At 71.2% G+C, this 19,504-nt stretch carries 16 protein-coding genes; 12 read left to right on the top strand and 4 right to left on the bottom strand.

Features of this window, described 5'->3' with window-relative positions:
* Positions 1–56: 56 nt before the first annotated feature.
* Positions 57–1,811, bottom strand: a complete 1,755-nt coding sequence (locus ACZ4UV_RS17460; RefSeq protein ID WP_467838736.1) for a P-loop NTPase fold protein — start codon at positions 1,809–1,811, stop codon at positions 57–59.
* Positions 1,812–1,974: 163 nt separating this feature from the next.
* On the opposite strand from ACZ4UV_RS17460, the gene ACZ4UV_RS17455 reads away from it, so the two are divergent.
* The 8 genes from ACZ4UV_RS17455 to ACZ4UV_RS17420 all read left to right on the top strand — a co-directional run bounded on the left by ACZ4UV_RS17455 (position 1,975) and on the right by ACZ4UV_RS17420 (position 9,630).
* A complete protein-coding gene (locus tag ACZ4UV_RS17455; RefSeq protein ID WP_467838734.1) occupies positions 1,975–2,475 on the top strand; it encodes a hypothetical protein in 501 nt (166 codons plus the stop codon).
* Between the two features lie 240 nt (positions 2,476–2,715).
* A complete protein-coding gene (locus ACZ4UV_RS17450) occupies positions 2,716–3,927 on the top strand; it encodes a pyridoxal phosphate-dependent aminotransferase (protein ID WP_351486070.1) in 1,212 nt (403 codons plus the stop codon).
* A gap of 93 nt (positions 3,928–4,020) precedes the next feature.
* Positions 4,021–4,428 (top strand): SCO4983 family protein, encoded by a 408-nt coding sequence (locus ACZ4UV_RS17445; RefSeq protein WP_451021008.1) that lies wholly within the window; start codon positions 4,021–4,023, stop codon positions 4,426–4,428.
* Between the two features lie 86 nt (positions 4,429–4,514).
* Positions 4,515–5,099 (top strand): Uma2 family endonuclease, encoded by a 585-nt coding sequence (locus ACZ4UV_RS17440; protein ID WP_451021009.1) that lies wholly within the window; start codon positions 4,515–4,517, stop codon positions 5,097–5,099.
* 109 nt (positions 5,100–5,208) lie between these two features.
* Positions 5,209–6,285: a hypothetical protein gene (locus ACZ4UV_RS17435; RefSeq protein WP_390046452.1), complete on the top strand. Its 1,077-nt coding sequence runs from the start codon at positions 5,209–5,211 to the stop codon at positions 6,283–6,285.
* Between the two features lie 30 nt (positions 6,286–6,315).
* A complete protein-coding gene (locus ACZ4UV_RS17430) occupies positions 6,316–7,515 on the top strand; it encodes a toxic anion resistance protein (protein ID WP_451021012.1) in 1,200 nt (399 codons plus the stop codon).
* Positions 7,512–9,041, top strand: a complete 1,530-nt coding sequence (locus ACZ4UV_RS17425; RefSeq protein WP_451021010.1) for a vWA domain-containing protein — start codon at positions 7,512–7,514, stop codon at positions 9,039–9,041. The genes ACZ4UV_RS17430 and ACZ4UV_RS17425 overlap by 4 nt, the downstream gene beginning before the upstream one ends.
* Positions 9,028–9,630, top strand: coding sequence for a hypothetical protein (locus ACZ4UV_RS17420; protein ID WP_451021011.1), 603 nt, complete (start codon positions 9,028–9,030; stop codon positions 9,628–9,630). The genes ACZ4UV_RS17425 and ACZ4UV_RS17420 overlap by 14 nt, the downstream gene beginning before the upstream one ends.
* 105 nt (positions 9,631–9,735) lie before the next feature.
* Here the strand turns inward: ACZ4UV_RS17420 and ACZ4UV_RS17415 are convergent, their stop codons facing one another.
* Positions 9,736–11,715 carry a calcium-binding protein gene (locus tag ACZ4UV_RS17415; RefSeq protein WP_467838727.1) on the bottom strand — a complete coding sequence of 660 codons (1,980 nt, stop codon included), beginning with the start codon at positions 11,713–11,715 and terminating at the stop codon, positions 9,736–9,738.
* Between the two features lie 347 nt (positions 11,716–12,062).
* The gene (locus ACZ4UV_RS17410; RefSeq protein ID WP_467838725.1) at positions 12,063–13,886 is read right to left on the bottom strand and encodes a phosphoenolpyruvate carboxykinase (GTP); all 1,824 of its coding nucleotides are present in this window, start codon (positions 13,884–13,886) and stop codon (positions 12,063–12,065) included.
* 353 nt (positions 13,887–14,239) lie between these two features.
* Between ACZ4UV_RS17410 and trhA the strand changes: the two genes are divergently transcribed.
* The 4 genes from trhA (at position 14,240) to ACZ4UV_RS17390 (ending at position 18,046) form a co-directional block, all read left to right on the top strand.
* Positions 14,240–14,956 (top strand): PAQR family membrane homeostasis protein TrhA, encoded by a 717-nt coding sequence (gene trhA / locus ACZ4UV_RS17405; RefSeq protein WP_390046442.1) that lies wholly within the window; start codon positions 14,240–14,242, stop codon positions 14,954–14,956.
* 127 nt (positions 14,957–15,083) lie between these two features.
* Positions 15,084–16,652: a DHA2 family efflux MFS transporter permease subunit gene (locus ACZ4UV_RS17400; protein ID WP_467838721.1), complete on the top strand. Its 1,569-nt coding sequence runs from the start codon at positions 15,084–15,086 to the stop codon at positions 16,650–16,652.
* A 5-nt stretch (positions 16,653–16,657) separates the two neighbouring features.
* Positions 16,658–17,290 carry a TetR/AcrR family transcriptional regulator gene (locus ACZ4UV_RS17395; RefSeq protein WP_451021018.1) on the top strand — a complete coding sequence of 211 codons (633 nt, stop codon included), beginning with the start codon at positions 16,658–16,660 and terminating at the stop codon, positions 17,288–17,290.
* Positions 17,291–17,323: 33 nt separating this feature from the next.
* Entirely contained in the window at positions 17,324–18,046 is a 723-nt protein-coding gene (locus ACZ4UV_RS17390) for a Mut7-C RNAse domain-containing protein (RefSeq protein WP_451021017.1), read from the top strand.
* 30 nt (positions 18,047–18,076) lie between these two features.
* On the opposite strand, the gene ACZ4UV_RS17385 is transcribed toward ACZ4UV_RS17390, so the two are convergent.
* Positions 18,077–19,438 carry a UDP-glucose dehydrogenase family protein gene (locus ACZ4UV_RS17385; RefSeq protein ID WP_451021016.1) on the bottom strand — a complete coding sequence of 454 codons (1,362 nt, stop codon included), beginning with the start codon at positions 19,436–19,438 and terminating at the stop codon, positions 18,077–18,079.
* Positions 19,439–19,504: the final 66 nt, after the last annotated feature.

The following is a 19,504-nucleotide window of genomic DNA, read 5'->3' as shown; positions in this document are numbered from 1 at the left end:
CCGCTGTTTGTCATGCACATTCTCAACGCAAGCGGCCGCGCGGGCAAGGAGCTGTTTCAAGAACGGTGTTGGCGGATTTCCGCGCAGGCGGCGTCGATGTGCTCGAAGAGAACCGAGGAGCCGGACGTGATGCGCGCGCCGAGTTCGCGGCTGCGCTGCTCGCGGGCGGGGGTGACGCGGCCGACGAAGAACACGACGGGGCCGTCGAAGAGGCCCCTGCCCCGCCAGGCCGCCAGGTCGGCGAACCCCGCGCCCCGTTCCGTGCCGCGCGTGACATCGGATATCACCAGGTCGACGGGGTGGGTGGAGAGGATCCGGTCGGCTGTCGGGCCGCTCCGGGCCACCAGGACGTCCGCTCCGTGCGCCCGGAGATGGCGCACGTAGGTCGCGTTCTGTTCCGGGTAGTCGTCCACCCACAGGACGCTGACGCCCCGGTACTCGTCCGGCCCCTCCTCCGGGCCGGGCCGCGGATCCTCGTCCCTGCGCCCGGCGACCGGTGCCGCGGCGCCCTCCTGCAGATGCCTCACCAGTTCGTCCGCCTGCGGCAGCCGCATCCACTCCTCGACGAGGTGCACGAAGCCCCGGTCCTGCGCCAGCTCCGGAAACGCCGTGGGCAGCTCCTCCTCCAGCCGGGCCAGCACGGCCTCCCAGGTGTCCGGGGCCCCGGTCTCCGGCGCCGCGAGCCCGTGCCCGGTCACCGACGCCACCGTCGTGTGCCACGCCTCCTCGTCCGCGGGGGCCCACCGGCTCAGCACCCTCCGGGCCGTGCGGTACTCCAGGAACTCCCGGGCCGCGTGCGCGTACGTGCCGTCACCGGAGACGAGCAGGCGGTAGAAGTCCGCGTACAGGTGCTGCAGCAGAAGCGTCCGGACGACGGCCTCCGGCGCGAACCTCGCCCACACCGGGTTGAGCGCGCACTCGAGGCCGAAGCCGTTGATGAGCCTCTTGATCCGGCGCGGATTGCGGGCCGAGCGGGCTGCGATCAGCCGCACCAGGCCGTCGTCCAGCAGCTCACGCAGCCCCGAACGCTCGGCACAGTGCCGGACATACGCCTCCAGGTGCTCGCCGGCCGCCACCGGCAGCCGGTAGCTCGTCTGGAAGATCTTCTCCATGAACGCCGAACCGGCCGGCCCGAGATCGCGCAGCAGCCCCGACGGTCCGAGCGCCGACCGGTCGCAGCCGATGACGAAGGCGAGGCCCGGCACGTCCAGATAGACCTTCACCGCCTCGCACACCGCGAGGACCGTCTCCTCCGAGCAGCGGTCGAGATCGTCGACGAAGACGACGAGCATGCGCCGGGGCCGGTGCGGAGCCGCGTCCGCCCACTCGGTGGCGAGGGTGCGCAGCGCCTCCCGCATGGCGTTGCGGGTGTTCGCGTCGACGGACAGCTCCTGCCAGAACCGGTCGACCAGCCCCGCCATCCCGAACGGGGCACCCGCCACGGCCAGCCCCGCCCGCAGGGCTGTGAGGAGCGTCTTCCGCTCGGTGAGCCTGGACACCGCGCGCCGCATCACCCGCTTGTCCAGGCCCATCAGGACGGTCTTGATGAGCCCTTCGAGGGCGTCGGCGCCGGTGGAGGTCCAGGCGTTGTACCAGACGGTCTCGACGTCCTTCTGCCGCAGTTCCGCCTCGACCAGCCGCATCAGACTGCTCTTGCCCATGCCCCAGCCGGCGTCCACGGCGAGTGTCAGCGGGGTGGCCGACCGGGAGTCGTGCAGCAGCTTCGCCAGCTGGCGGGCAGCCCGTCCGGCGCCGAGCAGATCCCCGTCCGATCCGCTGACGGGTTCGTCGTTGAGCAGCGAGAATTCCATACGACCCCTTCCGCCGGAGGGGCCAACCTACCCATGTGGGCGACGACTTGGGCACAGGCAGCGTCCAGCCCCGGGGGCCGTCCCCTAATGGGATCTGCCGCCGCCCCTCCCGTGTCCCCAACCGTGCCCGCCACCCGTCGGAGTCTGCGTGGGGGTGCCGGTCGTGGCTGTCGGCGACGGCGTCGCGCCCGTCCCGCCGGCCGCGGTGGCGCTCGGGGAGGCGCCGGGGGCGTCGCTCACGGACGCGGTGGACCCGGCCGACGGGGACGTCGTGGTGGATGTGGCGGCCGGTGCGGCCGATGCCGGCGAGGTGACGGACGCGGTGCGCGAGCTCTGCTCGGGTGCCGCCGCGGCCGACGAGTCGCCCGTCGTGTGCTTCGTACGGTTCTGCCCACCCGGTGTGCCGTCGGCGGGCGACGAGGAGGAAGATGAGAAGGGGAGGCCGACGATCAGTGCGAGCACGGACGCGGCGCCCGCCGCTCCCACCGCGGCCACCACGTACGTGCCGCGCCGGCCGCCCGCCCCGCGCGCCTCCCGCCGCCGCTCCGCCCGGCCCGGACCCGGCGCGGCCGACGCGGCCGACGCGATCTTCGGCAGCTCGCGCGTCTCGTCGTACGCGTTGAGCCAGCCGTGCGCGGCCGCCGGGTCCCGGTACCCCTCGTAGGCGGGGGCAGGTTCGCCCTCGGGTCGGTAGACGCTGGGCGCCCCGGTCTCGTCCTCGGCAGGTCTCGGCATGGACGCGGATTGTAGGGAGGGGATGGGCCTTTGAGACAGCTACCGGCGATAACAGGCCAAAACGCCGGGCCCCGTCCCGGCTCCGACGGCCCCCGGACGCCCCCCACCTGCATCTCAAGTGGTGGAAAACACGGGTCGGCGGGCGTTACCTCCCCGTAAGCTCACCGGCATGCAGGTGATCCAGTCGACCAAGCTCGCCAATGTCTGTTACGAGATCCGGGGTCCGGTCCTCGAGGAGGCGATGCGGCTCGAGGCGGCCGGACACCGCATCCTCAAGCTCAACACCGGCAACCCGGCCGCCTTCGGCTTCGAGTGCCCGCCGGAGATCCTGGAGGACATCCTCCGGAACGTCTCCTCGGCACACGGCTACGGCGACGCGAAGGGCCTGCTGGCGGCCCGGCGGGCGGTCGTCATGCACAACCAGACCATCGGCATCGAGACCGACGTGGAGCACGTCTTCATCGGCAACGGCGTCTCCGAGCTGATCGTGATGGCGATGCAGGGCCTCCTGGACGACGGGGACGAGGTCCTCGTCCCCGCCCCCGACTACCCCCTGTGGACCGCGGCCGTCTCCCTCTCCGGCGGCACGGCCGTGCACTACCGCTGCGACGAGCAGTCGGACTGGATGCCCGACCTCGCCGACGTCGAGCGCAAGGTCACCGACCGCACCAAGGCGATCGTCATCATCAACCCGAACAACCCGACGGGCGCGGTGTACGACGAGGCGATGCTGCGCGGGCTGACCGACATCGCCCGGCGCCACAACCTGCTCGTCTGCTCGGACGAGATCTACGACAAGATCCTCTACGACGACACCACGCACACCCCGACCGCCGCCGTCGCGCCGGATCTCCTCACGCTCACCTTCAACGGCATGTCCAAGGCGTACCGGGTGGCCGGCTACCGGGTCGGCTGGATGTCCGTCTCCGGGCCCCGGGCGCATGCCGAGTCCTACATCGAGGGCCTCACGATCCTCGCGAACATGCGGCTGTGCGCGAACATGCCCGGTCAGCACGGAGTCGTGGCCGCGCTCAGCGGACGCCAGACGATCAACGACCTCGTGCTGCCGGGCGGGCGGCTGAAGGAGCAGGTGGACCTCGCGTACGACCTGCTCACCCAGATCCCGGGCGTGAGCTGCGTCCGCCCCAAGGGCGCGCTGTACCTCTTCCCGCGCCTCGACCCCCAGGTCTTCAAGATCAAGGACGACCGGCAGATGGTCCTCGACCTGCTGCGGCAGGAGAAGATCATGGTCGTCCAGGGCACCGGCTTCAACTGGCCGGAGCCGGACCACTTCCGGGTGGTGACCCTGCCGACGGTCGGCGACCTGCGGGACGCGATCACCCGGATCGGCCGGTTCCTGGACGGGTACGGCCAGCCGTAGGCAGCCGCCGGACCACCGTCCGTGACCCGGGTCAACTTTAGACGAAATCTAAGCTAGGATGGCTTCCTGTCAGAGCACAGGAGGCCATCTCCCATGTACGAGCCGATCCGCACCAAGTCGGTCCACAGCACGATGGCCGGCCCCTCTTCCGACTTCCCCCACCGGACGCGCGAGGAGGAGCTGGACATCCAGCTCGCGGGACACCTCGCCGCGCTGCTCGCCGTCACCGACGAGCTGCGCGCACTCGCGCCGTCCACCGACCTCGACACCGCCGCGACCCGGCTGGCCGAGCAGGTGGCCCGGCTGCGGGGCGGGCGTACGCCGGTCCGCGCGTCGCTGACGGCGGCCCAGGATCCGGCCGCGCTCCACGAGCGCGCGCATGCCGTCGCCGGCCGCGCCCTGCTGGTCGCGGCGTCCCGCGCGGACACCGCGGCGGCGATCCTCGCGGCGGAACGCATGGACGCCCACGCGGCGGCCACGGAACTCACCACGGCCGGCTGACCCACCCCCGAACGGCCCCGGTCCGCGCGCTCCCGCAGCGACGCGCGGACCGGGTTGCCATATCTCAGTACGCTGAGGTCATGGGCATGGACTACCCAAAGATGCGCGCGATCGCCGAGCAACTCGGGGCCTACGCGGAGCAGCTCGAAGGGACCTGGAGCGTCGAGATCGGACCGTCCGGCCCGATACTGGCCATGATGTGTCCGTCGAAACGGCATGAGGGCACCATCCGTCGCATCTGCAAGCAACTGGACCAGCAGCTCCTCACCACTCACCCCGGCTACGGCTGCATCCCCGGCCCCGAGGTCGAGCACCCGGCCCTCGCCCGCATGCGCCGCCCCGACGCCGTCGTCATCCCTGAGGACGTACTCGACGAGGAGGGGCTCGCCGTGGACGCCTCCCACGTGCTGGCAATCGTCGAGATCGTGTCACCGTCCAACCCGGACAGCGACTACGTCGAAAAGATCAGCGAATACCCGGCCATGGGCATCGCCCACTACATGATCGTCGACCCCCGGAAGGGCACGATCGAGGTCCACTCCGAGCCGTGCGGGAACCGCTACCAGCGCATGGACCCGTACATCTACGGCGACCTGGTGCCCTTCGGCCCCTGGCAGGTGGAGACCTCCGCCTTCCGCCGTTACGGCAAGGCCGGGAACGCCCCCGCCTGACGGCGCCCGGCGGACTTCGGCGCTCCGGTTTCGTTCCGGGGCGCCCCCTTCACCCCTCGTTCACCCGTTCCACCCAGGACTGAGGGATTCCGGGAGCACTCTCCCCCTCGTGAGACGTATCGCGGGAATCGTCCTCGCGGTGCTGCTGATCGGTGGCGTGGTGGCTGCCGTCGTCGCAGGCCGGCATGGGGATGACAAGGGCACGGCAACGAAGACCGTGCGCGGTGTGATCGGTTCGGAGAAGTCGGACTTCTTCGCCGATCCCGATGTGGTGAAGGCCCTCGCCGCCAAGGGCTACACCGTGAAGACGGAGGCGTCCGGATCCTGGGCCATGGAGGATCTGGACCTGAAGGGCTACGACTTCGCCTTCCCGTCCAGCTCGGCACCCGCCGACACGCTGGCCGCGAAGTACCACGCCCGCCAGCCCCTCCCCCGCCCCTTCTACTCGCCCCTCGTCGTGGTCGCCCACCGCAGCGCGGCCGAGGTGCTGGCCGCCAACGGGCTCGCCGTGCTCGACGGCAAGGGCAAGGGGACCCTGAAGATGGCCGCGTACCTGGACGCCGCCCGGCACGACCGGACCTGGCAGCAGCTCAAGGGGGCGAAGGCCCACGGGGAGCTGACCGGGACGCTGTACATCACCAGTACGGACCCGGAGACCTCCAACTCCGGCGCGCTGTACCTCGCCGCCGCCTCCTATGCAGCCAACGGGGGGAGGGTGGTGGCGAGCGACGCCGACGTCGCGAGGACCGCGCCGCTGCTGCACAAGCTGGTCAGCGTGCAGGGGGCGCAACAGCCCAGCAGTGACTCGGTGTTCAGGGACTTCATCAGCGGCGCCGGCAACCCGCTGGTGTGCCTGTACGAGTCGCAGGTGGTGTCGCTGCTCGCGGAGCGGCACGGCGCCGACGACCTCGTCGTCCTCTACCCGGACACCACGGTCAACAGCGACCACACCATCGTGCCGCTCGACGACGCCGGCCGGCAGCTCGGCGAACTCCTCAGCACCGACCCGACGCTGCGCAGGCTCGCCGTCAAGCACGGCTTCCGGCCCCAGGGCGACTCCGCCGAGTTCGTCAAGGACACCGCCGACCGCGCCGCCTACCTCAACCAGACACTGACCGGCGTCCGGCAGGCGCCCGTGCCCACCTCCGCGGTGCTGCACGAGATGGCCCGCCGGGCGCGCGGCTGACGGGGGGACCCTGTGAGCAACTTCGACAAGATGAGGCCGAGCGGCGGCGAGCACCCGCCCACGCTGAGCGGTGAGGACGTCTTCACGCTGACCCCGCCCGAGGCGGTCGCGCCCGTGCCGCGGGAGAAGGCCGGCGGGCTGGTGCCCGTCGACGACGGCGTCCGTACGGACATGGCCCGCAAGGCCTCCGACTACGTCCGGGACCTCGCCGCCCTGGACGCCCGCTCACCGGAGTTCGCGAGCAAGGTCGGCGAGATCACCGGCCTCGGCGCCGGCGAGATGCGCTCCGCCGCCTCGCAGTCCAACCGCATGCTGGAGCGTGCCGTCCGCAGCCTGCCCGACAAGGGCGGTGACGCCCAGGCCAAGGTGGCCGGCTCACTGGTCGAACTCCGCCGGGTCGTCGAGGACCTGGACCCGCGCGACCTGCCCGCGAGCAAGGGCCGCAAGTTCCTCTCCAGGCTGCCCGGCGGCAACAAGCTCCGCGACCACGTCGCCAAGTACGCCTCCGCGCAGGGGACGCTGAACAAGATCGTGGGGTCGCTGCGCGGCGGCCAGGACGAACTGCGGCGGGACAACGCGGCGTTGCAGACGGAGCGGGTGCGGCTCTGGGAGACCATGGGCAAGCTCCAGGAGTACGTGGTCCTCACCCAGGCCCTGGACACCGCCGTCGAGCAGCACGTCGCCCGGATCCCGGACCCCCAGGAGGCCGACGCGGTAAGGGCGGACGTGCTCTTCCCGGTCCGGCAGAAGCACCAGGACCTGCTCACCCAGCTCGCGGTGTCCGCGCAGGGCTACCTCGCGATGGACGTCGTACGGCGCAACAACGACGAGCTGATCAAGGGCGTCGAGCGCGCCGCCACCACCACCGTCTCCGCACTGCGGATCTCGGTGATGCTGGCCTCCGCGCTCGACAACCAGAAGAAGGTGATCGAGCAGGTCAACGCGTTGCGCGGGACGACCGAGGAGCTGATCCGGGGCAACGCCGAGATGCTCGCGACCCAGAGCGGGGAGATCCAGCGCATCGCCGCCGACCCGGCCGTGGGCGCCGAGACGCTGCGCGCCGCGTTCCAGCAGATCTACCGGACCCTCGACGCCATCGACACCTACAAGGTGCAGGCGACCGAGGCGATGGCGACCACCGTGCAGTCCCTCACGGACGAACTCCACCAGGCGAGCGCCTACCTGGAGCGCAGCCGGTCGAAGAGCGCGCTGGAGGGCGGCCTCGCATGAGCAGACGCCCGCTCCTCGCCCTCCTCGCGACGGCGGCCGTCGTCCTGGCCGGCTGCACCTCCGAGGACCACGGCGACGACTCCACGGCCCCGAAGCCCGGCACTCTGCGGGTCCTCGCCTCCTCCGAACTCAGCGACATGACCGCCGTCTTCGACCGCGTCCGCAAGGACACCGGGGTCACCGTCCGGCCCACCTACATGGGCACCCTGGACGCCATCGACCTGCTGGCCGGGGGGAAGACGGACGGCAGGTACGACGCGCTCTGGCTGTCCTCCGACGACTACCTGCGGCTGCGCCCGGAGGCGGCGAAGAAGGTCGTCTCCGAGACGTCGATCATGTCCAGCCCGGTCGCGATCGGCGTGAAGACGGCCACCGTGCGGTCGCTGGGCTGGAAACCGGCCGACGTCACCTGGTCCCAGGTCGAGCAGGCCGTGGAAGCCGGCAGGCTGACGTACGGCATGACGGATCCCGCCCGCTCCAACTCCGGCTTCGCCACGCTGGTCTCGGTGGCCTCCGCGCTCTCCGGCGCCCAGTCGGCGCTCACGGACGACGACGTCACCAAGGCGACTCCCCGGCTGAAGAGGTTCTTCCAGGGCCAGACCCTGACCTCGGGCTCCTCCGGCTGGCTGGCCTCGGCCTACAAGCGGCGCGGCAACGTGGACGCCCTGCTCAACTACGAGTCCGTGCTCCAGGGCATCTCCGGTCTCACCGTGATCCGCCCGAAGGACGGCGTGGTCACCGCCGACTACCCGTTCTCCTCCCTGGCCTCGACCTCCTCCGCCACCCGCGAGGACGTCCGCAGGGTGACCGAGGACCTGCGCACCCCGGCCGTACAGAAGCTCATCACGGACACCACCCACCGCCGCCCGGTCGTGGCCTCCGTCGCCCCGGCCGCCGGCCTGGACACCGGCCGCCGCCGCGAACTCCCCTTCCCCGGCACCAAGTCGGTGGCCGACGGACTCATCTCGGCGTACGAGAACGACCTGCGCCGGCCCTCCCGCACGGTCTACGTCCTGGACACCTCGGGCTCGATGGAGGGCGACCGCCTCTCCCGCCTGAAGGCGGCCCTGACCGGCCTGACCGGCGACTTCCGCAACCGCGAGGAGGTCACCCTGATGCCGTTCGGCTCGGACGTGAAGAGCGTCAGCACCCACGTGGTCGACGACAAGGCCGACCTCGCCGCGATCCGCAAGGACACCGACGCCCTGCACGCCGACGGCAACACGGCGATCTACACCTCCCTGGAGAAGGCGTACGCGCAGCTGAACCCCTCCCAGGAGACCTTCACGTCGATCGTGCTGATGACCGACGGCGAGAACACCACGGGCGCCAAGGCCGGTGATTTCGACGACTTCTACAACAAGCTCTCCGCCGACCGGCAGCAGATCCCCGTCTTCCCCATCCTCTTCGGCGACTCCTCCCATGCCGAACTCCAGCACATCGCCGCCCTGACCGGCGGCCGTCTCTTCGACGCCCGACAGGGCTCCCTGGACGGCGCCTTCGAGGAGATCCGTGGCTACCAATAAGGCCCTCGCCTACCTGGAGTCCCGCAAGAACCTCACCGGTTCGGCGGGCGGTCTGCTCGGCCTGGTCCTGACGTTCACGGGCGTGGCCGGCCCGTACTGGCCGGTGGTGGTGGCGGGCCTGTACGGCGCGGGCGCGCTGATCGCCCCGCCGGAGCGCCCCGCGCTGCCGGACTTCCCGACGCCCTCCGCCCAGCTGGAGGAGGTACGGGCCGACTTCCGCAGACTGGAGACCTACCTGGCGGAGGTCGGCCTGCCGGCCACGACGGAGACCCGTCTCGCCGAACTGACCGACCTGCTGACGGCGTTGCTGGACCCCGGCTGGGCCGCCGAACTCCTGGCCCAGGACCCGGAGGGCGTCCACGTCCTCTCGCGAACGGTCCGGCAGGACATCCCGGAGGCGGTCGACAGCTTCGTACGCACACGGTGGTGGACGCGTCTGACACCCGGGCAGGAGCCGCCGGAACGGCATCTGGAGCGCCAGCTCGGCCTTCTCAAGGAGGAGGCCGAGCAGTTGGCGGCCGGGCTGCGGGACACGGAGGCCAGGCGCCAGGAGACGCACACCCGGTACCTGGAGGACCGGAGCAACTGAGCGCCCCGAAGGGGCGCGGGAAACTGCGCGACCAGCCACGACGGCGCAGCAGGTGAACGACGACCCATCCCGGCCCCCGCGGTGCGCGGGGGCCGGAGCGGGTGCTCAGGGACAGCTGATGCGGCCGTCGCCCGGGTCGGTGGTGCAGGTGTCGAAGCCGAGGCCGCCGTTGGCCGTGTCGTTGCCTGACACACCGTCGGTGGTGATCACCCGGTCGTTGCCGGCGGACCCGTTCACCGTGTCGTTGCCCGGGCCGCCGTACAGTGTGTCGTTGCCGGCGCCGCCGTCGATGGTGTCGTTGCCGTAGTCGCCGTAGACGGTGTCGGTGCCGCCGTTCCCGTTGAGGGTGTCGTTGCCGCCCAGGCCGCAGATCACGTCGTTGCCGATCGTGCCGTTGAGGGTGTCGGCCCCGCTGGTGCCGATGATCGTGCAGCCCCGGGAGTTGTTGACGGTGCCGGTCGCCGTGGCGGTGTTGTTGCCCGTGGCGGGGTCGGTCTGGGCGGCCGCGGCCCTGGCGGTGTTCGTGAGCGTGCCGGTTGCGCGGGGTTCGGCGACGACCGTGACCGTGGCGCTCGCGCCCGGGGCCAGGGTGCCGAGGGCGCAGGTGGCGCCGGTCGCGGTGGTGGTGCAGCTGCCCTGGGAGGGCGTGGCGGAGATCAGCGTCGCGCCCGCTCCGGAGAGGGAGTCGGTCAGTGTGACGCCGGTGGCGGACGCGGTGGAGGCGGTCGCGTTGGCCGCGCGGACGGTGTAGGTGGCCCGGTCGCCGATGGTGACGGTGGCGGGGCCGGTCTTGGTGACGGAGAGGTCCGCGCTGGGCGGCGGCGGGGGCGGTGGCGTGCTGCCGCCTCCGCCCAGGTAGCGGGCCAGGGCGAAGTCGTCGTCCGGTCCGCCCTGCCCGGCGGCCACGATCCTGCCGTCGGACTGGAGGGCCACGCCGTGGGCGGCGTCGCTGCCGCCGAAGCTCGTGGCCACCCGGCCGCCGTTGCCGAAGCCGCTGTCCAGGCCGCCGTCGGTGTTGTACCGCAGGACGTTGAAGCCGCCCGGCCCGCTGCCGGCGACGACGATCCGCCCGTCGCCCTGCAGCTTCATGTCCTCGGCGCCGCCGCCGGGAGTGAGGACCAGGCCGTTGCCGTCGAAGCCCGGGTCCAGGGTGCCGTTGGTGTTGTAGCGGGCCAGTGCGGCCCGGCCGCCGCTCGAACCGGCCGTGACGATCTTGCCGTCGGGCTGGACCGCGAGCGCCTCCGCGGAGTCGTAGTCGCCGAAGTCGGTGCGCTGGATGCCGTTGGTGCCGAATCCGGTGTCGAGGCTGCCGTCTGTGTTGTAGCGGACGAGCACGAAGTCGAAGCGGGTGGACCCGACCTCGCCCGCGACCACGATCTTGCCGTCGGGCTGTACGGCCAGGGCGCGCAGGTCGCCGCCCTCCTGCAGGGACGGCGCCAGGTCGGTGGTCACCATGCCGTCCCCGCCGAAGGTGGTGTCCAGGGAGCCGTCGGCGTTGTAGCGGGCCACCGCGGCCTCGCCGCCGACGGAGCCCGCCGCGACGATCTTGCCGCCGGGCAGCGCCACCACGTCCGTGGCCTCTTCGGGGACGCCGAAGTCGGTGAAGACCCGGCCGTCGCCGTTGCCGAAACTCGTGTCCAGCGAGCCGTCGCTCGCCCTGTACCGGACCAGCGTGAACCAGCAGCAGTTCTCGGGCCCTCGCCAACTGCTGCCCGCCACCACGATGTTGCCGTCGTCGGGCTGCACGGCCACGGCGTGCGCCTCGCTCCACTGGAGGCCCTCGTTCGACGGCAGGTTGTTGACGGCGGTCGTCACCCTGCCGTCGCCGCCGAAGGTGGTGTCCAGGGAACCGTCGGCGTTGTGGCGGGTCAGCGCGAAGTCGCCCTCCGAGCCGGAGCTGTCGAAGGTGGTGCCGACGGAGACGATCCGGCCGTCGGACTGCACCGCCACGTCGGCGGCGGAGTCGTTGCCGCCGAAGTCGGTGAGGACCGTGCCGTCGCCGGCGAAGGCGGTGTCCAGGTCGCCGGGGGCGGCGACCGCGGTACCGGGCAGGGCCAGGAGCAGCGCCAGCAGGGTCGCTGCCACGGTTCCGGCCCGGACCGTGAGCGATCGAACACCAGGTGTGAACGATCGAACCTGAGGTGTGAGCATGGGCGACAGCGTTCCGACGCCGGTCCACCAGTCGGCTCGCCACGAGCCGTCTTGCGCTCACCGGCCGCAGGAAATCACCCCGGCGGGCGACCGGGGGCCCACCCGCACGGGCGAAGGCCTGCCGTCCCCGCGTCCGTCGGGGCGGACGGAGGCGGACGACGGCAGGCCCAGGAGCCGCACACGCCGTTGTGCGCGGCCTCGCCGGTTCACACCGCGGCCGGTCGTGACGATCGCTGGTCAGGGCACACCCGTACCGGCCGCGGAGTCTTCAACTCGGGGACTCAGCCCAGCCGCTCCACCAGCGCCCGGTACTCGGCCCACAGCTCCTTCGGCGTGTGCTCGCCGAAGGTGTTCAGGTGGTCGGGGACGAGCGCCGCCTCCTCCCGCCAGACCTCCTTGTCGACGGTCAGCAGGAAGTCGAGGTCGCTGTCGTCGAGGTCGAGCCCGTTGGTGTCGAGGGCGTCCCGGGTCGGCAGCACGCCGATCGGCGTCTCCACGCCGTCCGCCTTGCCGTCCAGCCGCTCCACGATCCACTTCAGGACGCGGGAGTTCTCGCCGAAGCCGGGCCAGACGAACTTGCCCTCGCCGTTCTTGCGGAACCAGTTGACGTAGTAGATCTTCGGCAGCTTGGACTGGTCCTTGTCCTTGGCCACATCAATCCAGTGGGCCATGTAGTCGCCCATGTTGTAGCCGCAGAACGGCAGCATCGCGAACGGGTCGCGGCGCAGCTCGCCGACCTTGCCCTCGGCGGCGGCGGTCTTCTCGGAGGCCACGTTGGCACCGAGGAAGACGCCGTGGTTCCAGTCGAAGGACTCGGTCACCAGCGGTACGGCGGTGGCGCGGCGGCCGCCGAAGAGGATCGCCGAGATCGGCACGCCCTTGGGGTCCTCCCACTCCGGCGCGATGATCGGGCACTGGGCGGCGGGGACGGTGAAGCGGGCGTTGGGGTGGGCGGCCGGGGTCTCGGAGCCCGGCGTCCAGTCGTTGCCCTTCCAGTCGGTGAGGTGGGCCGGGAGTTCCTCCGTCATGCCCTCCCACCAGATGTCGTCGTCGTCCGTCAGCGCGACGTTGGTGAAGACCGCGTTGCCCCACAGCGTCTTCATCGCGTTGGCGTTGGTGTGCTCACCGGTGCCGGGCGCGACGCCGAAGAAGCCGGCCTCGGGGTTGATCGCGTAGAGGCGGCCGTCCTCGCCGAACCGCATCCAGGCGATGTCGTCGCCGATCGTCTCGACGGTCCAGCCGGAGACGGTGGGCTCCAGCATGGCGAGGTTCGTCTTGCCGCAGGCGCTCGGGAAGGCTGCGGCGACGTACTTCGACTCGCCCTGCGGGGGCGTGAGCTTGAGGATCAGCATGTGCTCGGCGAGCCAGCCCTCGTCGCGCGCCATGACGGAGGCGATGCGCAGGGCGTAGCACTTCTTGCCGAGCAGGGCGTTGCCGCCGTAGCCGGAACCGTAGGACCAGATCTCGCGCGACTCGGGGAAGTGCGAGATGTACTTGGTCTGGTTGCACGGCCAGGGGACGTCGGCCTCGCCCTCCGCGAGCGGGGCGCCGAGGGTGTGGACGGCCTTGACGAAGAAGCCGTCTTCACCCAGCTCGTCGAGGACGGCCTGGCCCATGCGCGTCATCGTGCGCATGGAGACGGCGACGTACGCCGAGTCCGTGATCTCGACGCCGAGGGCGGACAGCGGCGAGCCGAGGGGGCCCATGCAGAACGGGACGACGTACATCGTCCGGCCCTTCATCGAGCCGCGGAACAGGCCCTTCTCGCCCGAGAAGATCTCCCGCATCTCGGCGGGTGCCTTCCAGTGGTTGGTCGGGCCGGCGTCCTGCTCCCGCTCGGAGCAGATGAACGTGCGGTCCTCGACCCGGGCGACGTCGGTCGGGTCGGAGGCCGCGTAGTAGGAGTGGGGGCGCTTGATCGGGTCGAGCTTCTTGAAGGTGCCCTTCGCCACGAGCTCCTCGCACAGTCGCTCGTACTCGGCCTCGGATCCGTCACACCAGACCACGCTGTCCGGCTGCGTCAGTTCGGCGATCTCGTTGACCCACGAGACCAGTTCCTGATGTTTGGTGGGGATGACGGTGGGAGCCGCGATGTCGCGCGCCACGATTGCTCCTAAATGAGGGATTTTTGATCTTGTGGCCCTGTTTCAGACCTTGCTGCCCCGTGGGGGCTGCGACCCGGATGCTTCGTAGCCGCTCATCCGGTGTCGACCGCACTCATTTGATCCTCCGACTCGATCACCCATCTGTCCAGAGGGAGTCACAGATGAGCGACGTGAGGAAGGCCACGGTTTCTGCGCCCACCTGCGTTTCTTTGCGTCCATATTGAGTTCGCCTCAAGGTCTTTTTGCCCACCCCTGTGGGCGCGATCGAGGCGCCGTGAGACGATGGCCACTCCGGCGCGACCATCGAGCGAGACTGATCCGTAACTTACGGTTCCGTAGGTACGATGCCCCTCATGACTGCGTCCGTCCCCGACGCGCCCACGGAACCGCCGGCCGCCGGCCGCGGTTCCGCCGCGCTCTCCTCCCTGTCGCAACAGGTCAAGCCCAAGCTGCGCGGCTGGCTGCACCTGGGCATGTTCCCGGCCGTACTCATCGCGGGCCTCGTCCTCACCGCTCTCGCCGACTCGCCGCGCGGCCGGATCGCCTGCGGGATCTACGTCCTGACGGCGTGCCTGCTGTTCGGCGTCAGCGCGCTCTACCACCGGGGCGACTGGAGCCCGCGCATGGACGGCATCCTGCGCAGACTCGATCACGCCAACATCTTCCTGATCATCGCGGGCACCTACACGCCCCTGACCATGCTGCTGCTGCCCGGAGCGAAGGGGCAGTGGCTGCTGTGGGGCATCTGGGGCGCGGCGGCCGCGGGCATCGTCTTCCGGGTCTTCTGGGTCGGCGCGCCGCGCTGGCTGTACACACCCTGCTACATAGCGATGGGCTGGGCGGCGGTCTTCTTCCTGCCCGACTTCATGCGCACCGGCGGTATCGCGGTCCTGGTCCTGGTGGTCGTCGGCGGCCTGCTGTACAGCGCGGGCGGCGTGATCTACGGCATCAAGCGCCCGAACCCGTCACCTCGGTACTTCGGCTTCCACGAGGTGTTCCACTCGCTCACGCTGGCCGCGTTCGTCGTGCACTACGTCGGCATCTCCCTGGTGGCCTACCAGCACGCGTAGCCCCCACCGCCGCTCCTCCGAGTGGCCACGGCTCCCGGGCCGTGGCCACTTTTTTCATGCCCTCTTCGACATTACGACATCGACTCACCATTGACAGCTACCAGTTTTTGAGAGCTACTCTCATTTCATGGCCACTGTCACTCATGTCGATGAGACGCAGCAGAACCCCCGCCGCTGGTGGGCCCTCGGTGCCCTGGTCGCGAGCATGCTGGTGCTCGGCTTCGACACGACGATCCTCAACGTTGCCCTCCCGACGATGGCCGGTGAGCTCGGCGCCACCACCAGCCAGCAGCAGTGGATGGCGGACGCGTACGTCATCGTCTTCGCGTCGCTGATGCTCCCCGCCGGACTCCTCGGCGACCGCTTCGGCCGCCGCCGGATGCTCGTCGTGGGCCTGCTGATCTTCCTGGCCGGCTCGGTGATGGGCTCGCTGGCCGGCGACGTGAACTGGGTGATCGCCGCCCGCGCCGCCATGGGCATCGGCGCGGCGCTGGTGATGCCGCTCGCGATGTCGGTGCTGCCCTCGCTGTTCGGGCCCGCCGAGCGCACCCGGGCCGTCGGCATCGTCTCGGCCGCCTCGGCGCTCGGCCTGCCGCTCGGCCCGATCATCGGCGGCTTCCTGCTCAACCACTTCTGGTGGGGCTCGGTCTTCCTGATCAACGTGCCGATGGCCGCCATCGGCGTCGCCGCCTGCGTCTTCCTGCTCCCCGAGACCAGCGACCCCGCCTCCCCCAAGGTCGACAGCCTCTCCACCGCGCTCACCGCGATCGGCCTCGGCGCCCTGGTCTACGCGATCATCGAGGCCCCCGACCGCGGCTGGGGCGACCCGCTGGTGCTGGCCCTGTTCGCGGTCGCCGCCGTCCTCGTCACCGCCCTGGTGCTGCGCGAACGCCGGGCCCACCGCCCGATGCTCGACATGGGGCTCCTGACCCACCGCGGCTTCCTGCTCAACACCCTCGCCGCGACGCTCGTGATGTTCGTGCTGTCCGGCCTGCTGTTCGTGCTCCCGCAGTACCTTCAGGCGGTCCTCGGCCACGACGCCTTCGGCACCGGCCTGCGGCTGCTGCCCATGATGGGCGGCCTGATCATCGCGGCCCGCGCCGCCCAGCCGGTCGTCGCCCGCTTCGGCGCCCGCGCCGTGGTCGCCGCGGGCCTGGTCGTGCTCGCCTTCGCGGCCCTGCTCGGCAGCCGTACCTCGGTGAGCGACGGCTACGGCTTCACCGCGCTGTGGCTGTCCATCGCCGGCCTCGGCTTCGGCTTCTCGGTGGTCCCCTCCATGGACGGCGCCCTCGGCGCCCTGCCCGCGGACCGGGCGGGCAGCGGCTCCGGGCTGCTGATGACGACGCGCCAGGTCGGCGGCGCGATCGGCATCGCCCTGCTCGGCAGCCTGCTGGCCGGTGCCTTCCGCGACCGCCTCGACGTCGGCGGGCTGCCCGCCCCGCTCGGCCACACCGCCGGCGAGTCGGTGGTCGCCGCCCACCTGGTCGCCGGGAAGACGGGCTCCGCCCACCTCGCCGCCTCCGCGAACGCCTCGTACGTCCACGGCATGGGCCTGGTCCTGCTGGTGTGCGGCATCGCCGCGCTCGCCACCGCCCTGCTGGCCGCCGCGTTCCTGCCCAGCACCCCCACCGAGCGCCGCAGCGAAGGGAACGAGTCCCCGGCCGTGGCCCCCACCACCGCCGATGCCGGACAATGACCGGCATGACGGCCGCACGTACCCCCCTCTCCCCCGCCGACAACCCCCGGCTCGGCCTGCGCGAACGCAAGAAGATCAAGACGCGCGAGGCGATCCGGTCCGCGACGTACGCGCTGGTCGAGGAGCAGGGGTACGACGCGACGACGATCGAGCAGATCGCCGAGCGGGCCGAGGTGTCGCCGTCGACGGTCTTCCGGTACTTCCCGACCAAGGAGGACATCGTCCTCACGGACGAGTACGACCCGCTGGTCCAGGAGGAGCTCCGGGCCCGGCCCGCCGACGAGCCGTGGCCGGACTCCCTCCGCTATGTGATGCACCGGGCGGTCCAGCTGGGCATGAAGGAACCCCTCCGGGTCTCCCGGCTCCGCACCAGGCTGATGACCGAGGTCCCGGCGGTACGTTCCCGGATGATGGAGAGCATGTCGGAGACCGGCCGCATGCTCTGCCAGGCCATCGGCGAACGCACCGGCCGGGACCCGCAGAGCCTGGAGGTCCGGGTCTACGCGATGTCGATCATCGGCGGGCTCATGGAGGCCTCCATGTACTGGGCGGAGAACGGACACGAGGACGACTTCGACGCCCTCGTCGACCGCGCCCTGAACGTCATCGAGCACGGCCTGCCCCCGGAAAACCACTGAGGTCACGGCCGTCCCCCGTGCCATCCTGACCAGGTGAACGCTGCCCAGATCCACGTCGAAGTCGCCCCCGAGCTGGCCCTGTTCGTCCCGCACGCCCGCCGTGTCGGCGTCCACCCCCTCACCGTCGACGGCGTCTCGACCCTCGGCCACGTCATCGAGTCCCTGGGCGTCCCCCTGACCGAGGTGGGCGCCCTGGTGGTGGACGGCCGCGAGGTCCCCGTGGCCCACGTCCCCGCGCACGGCGAGCGGGTCACCGTACGCCCGGTCACCCGCCCCCAGCACGTCCCCGGCGCCCCGCTCCGCTTCCTCCTCGACGTCCACCTCGGCACCCTCGCCCGCCGCCTGCGTCTCCTCGGCGTGGACACCGCGTACGAGTCGACGGACATCGGCGACCCGGCCCTCGCCGCCCGCTCGGCGGCCGAGAAGCGCGTGCTGCTGAGCCGCGACCGGGGCCTGCTGCGCCGCCGCGAACTCTGGGCGGGCGGCTACGTCTACAGCACCGGCCCCGACGACCAGCTCCACGACGTCCTCGACCGGTTCGCCCCCGACCTGCGCCCCTGGACCCGCTGCACCGCCTGCAACGGCCTGCTCAGGGAAGCGACGAAGGACGAGGTGGCGGACCAGCTGAAGGGCGGGACGCAGAAGTCGTACGACGTCTTCGCGCAGTGCGCGGAGTGCGGCCGCGCGTACTGGAAGGGCGCGCACCACCAGCAGCTGGAGGCCATCGTGGCACGCGCCCTCGCCGAGTTCGCCTGAGCCCGTACCTGAACCGGCCGGGCCCCGCGGTCAGTTGCGGCCCAGCGCCCGGTACTCCCAGCCGGCCGCGCGCCACTGGGCGGGGTCGAGGGCGTGCCGGCCGTCCACGACCCGGCGGCGGTTCACCACGGCACCCATGGCCTCCGGGTCGATCTCCCGGAACTGCGTCCACTCGGTGAGCAGGACCACGACGTCGGCGCCCGTGGCGGCCTGCAGCGCGTCGGTCCCGTACGCCAGCTCGGGGTGGACACGGCGGGCGTTGTCCATCGCCACCGGGTCGTAGACCGTCACCCGGGCGCCGGCCCGGTGCAGGGTGGCGGCGACGTCCAGCGCCGGGGCGTCCCGGATGTCGTCGGAGTTGGGCTTGAAGGCCGCCCCGAGCGCGGCCACCTTCGTCCCGGCGAGATCGCCGCCGACCAGCTCGCGCACCAGGTCGACGGTGCGGGCCCGGCGGCGCTGGTTGATCGCGTCCACCTCGCGCAGGAAGGCGACCGCCTGGGCGACGTCCAGTTCCTCGGCGCGGTGGATGAACGCCCTGATGTCCTTGGGCAGGCAGCCGCCGCCGAAGCCGAGACCGGGCTTCAGGAACCGGCCGCCGATCCGGTCGTCGTAGGCCAGCGCCTCCGCCAGCCGGTGCACGTCGGCGCCGGTGGCCTCGCAGACTTCCGCCATGGCGTTGATGTACGAGATCTTCGTGGCCAGGAAGGAGTTGGCGGCGACCTTGACCAGTTCGGCGGTCGGCAGGTCGGCGACCACCACCGGGGTGCCCTGGGCGATGACGGGCGCGAACGCGGCGCGCAGCTGCTGCTCCGCCCACGCGGACTCGGTGCCGAACACCAGCCGGTCGGGGTGCAGGGTGTCCTCCACGGCGAAGCCCTCCCGCAGGAACTCCGGGTTCCAGGCCAGCTCCACGGCGTCCCCGGCCGGGGCGGTGGTGCGGACCAGCTCCGCGAGGCGGGCCGCGGTGCCCACCGGCACCGTCGACTTCCCGACCACCAGGGCGCGGCGGTTCAGGTGCCGGGCCAGCTCGGTCACCGCACCCTCCACGTAGGTCAGGTCCGCGGCGTAGGAGCCGGGCTGCTGTGGGGTGCCGACGCAGACGAAGTGGATGTCGCCGAACTCCGCGGCCTCGGCGAGGCTGGTCGTGAAGTGCAGCCGGCCGGATTCCTGGGCCTTGACCAGGAGTTCGGGCAGTCCTGGCTCGAAGAACGGCACCTCCCCGGCTCTCAGCAGCTCGATCTTGCCGGGGTCCACGTCGACGCCGAGCACCTCGTAGCCGAGCGCCGCCATGCACACGGCGTGCGTGGCGCCCAGGTAGCCGGTGCCGATGACCGTGAGACGGGGAGCGTCGGAGCCGACGGTGCCGTGGATGGCGGCGGGAAGAGTTTCCATGATGCCTCCGAGGGGGTTTCCGGGCCGAAAGCGCGCATGCCGAGGACGCGCTTGGGTGAAGTGGGT

This window comes from Streptomyces sp. NPDC028289, assembly GCF_055565975.1.
The sequence above is the reverse complement of the archived record's forward strand: the minus strand, read 5'-3'. Positions and strand labels throughout refer to the sequence as shown.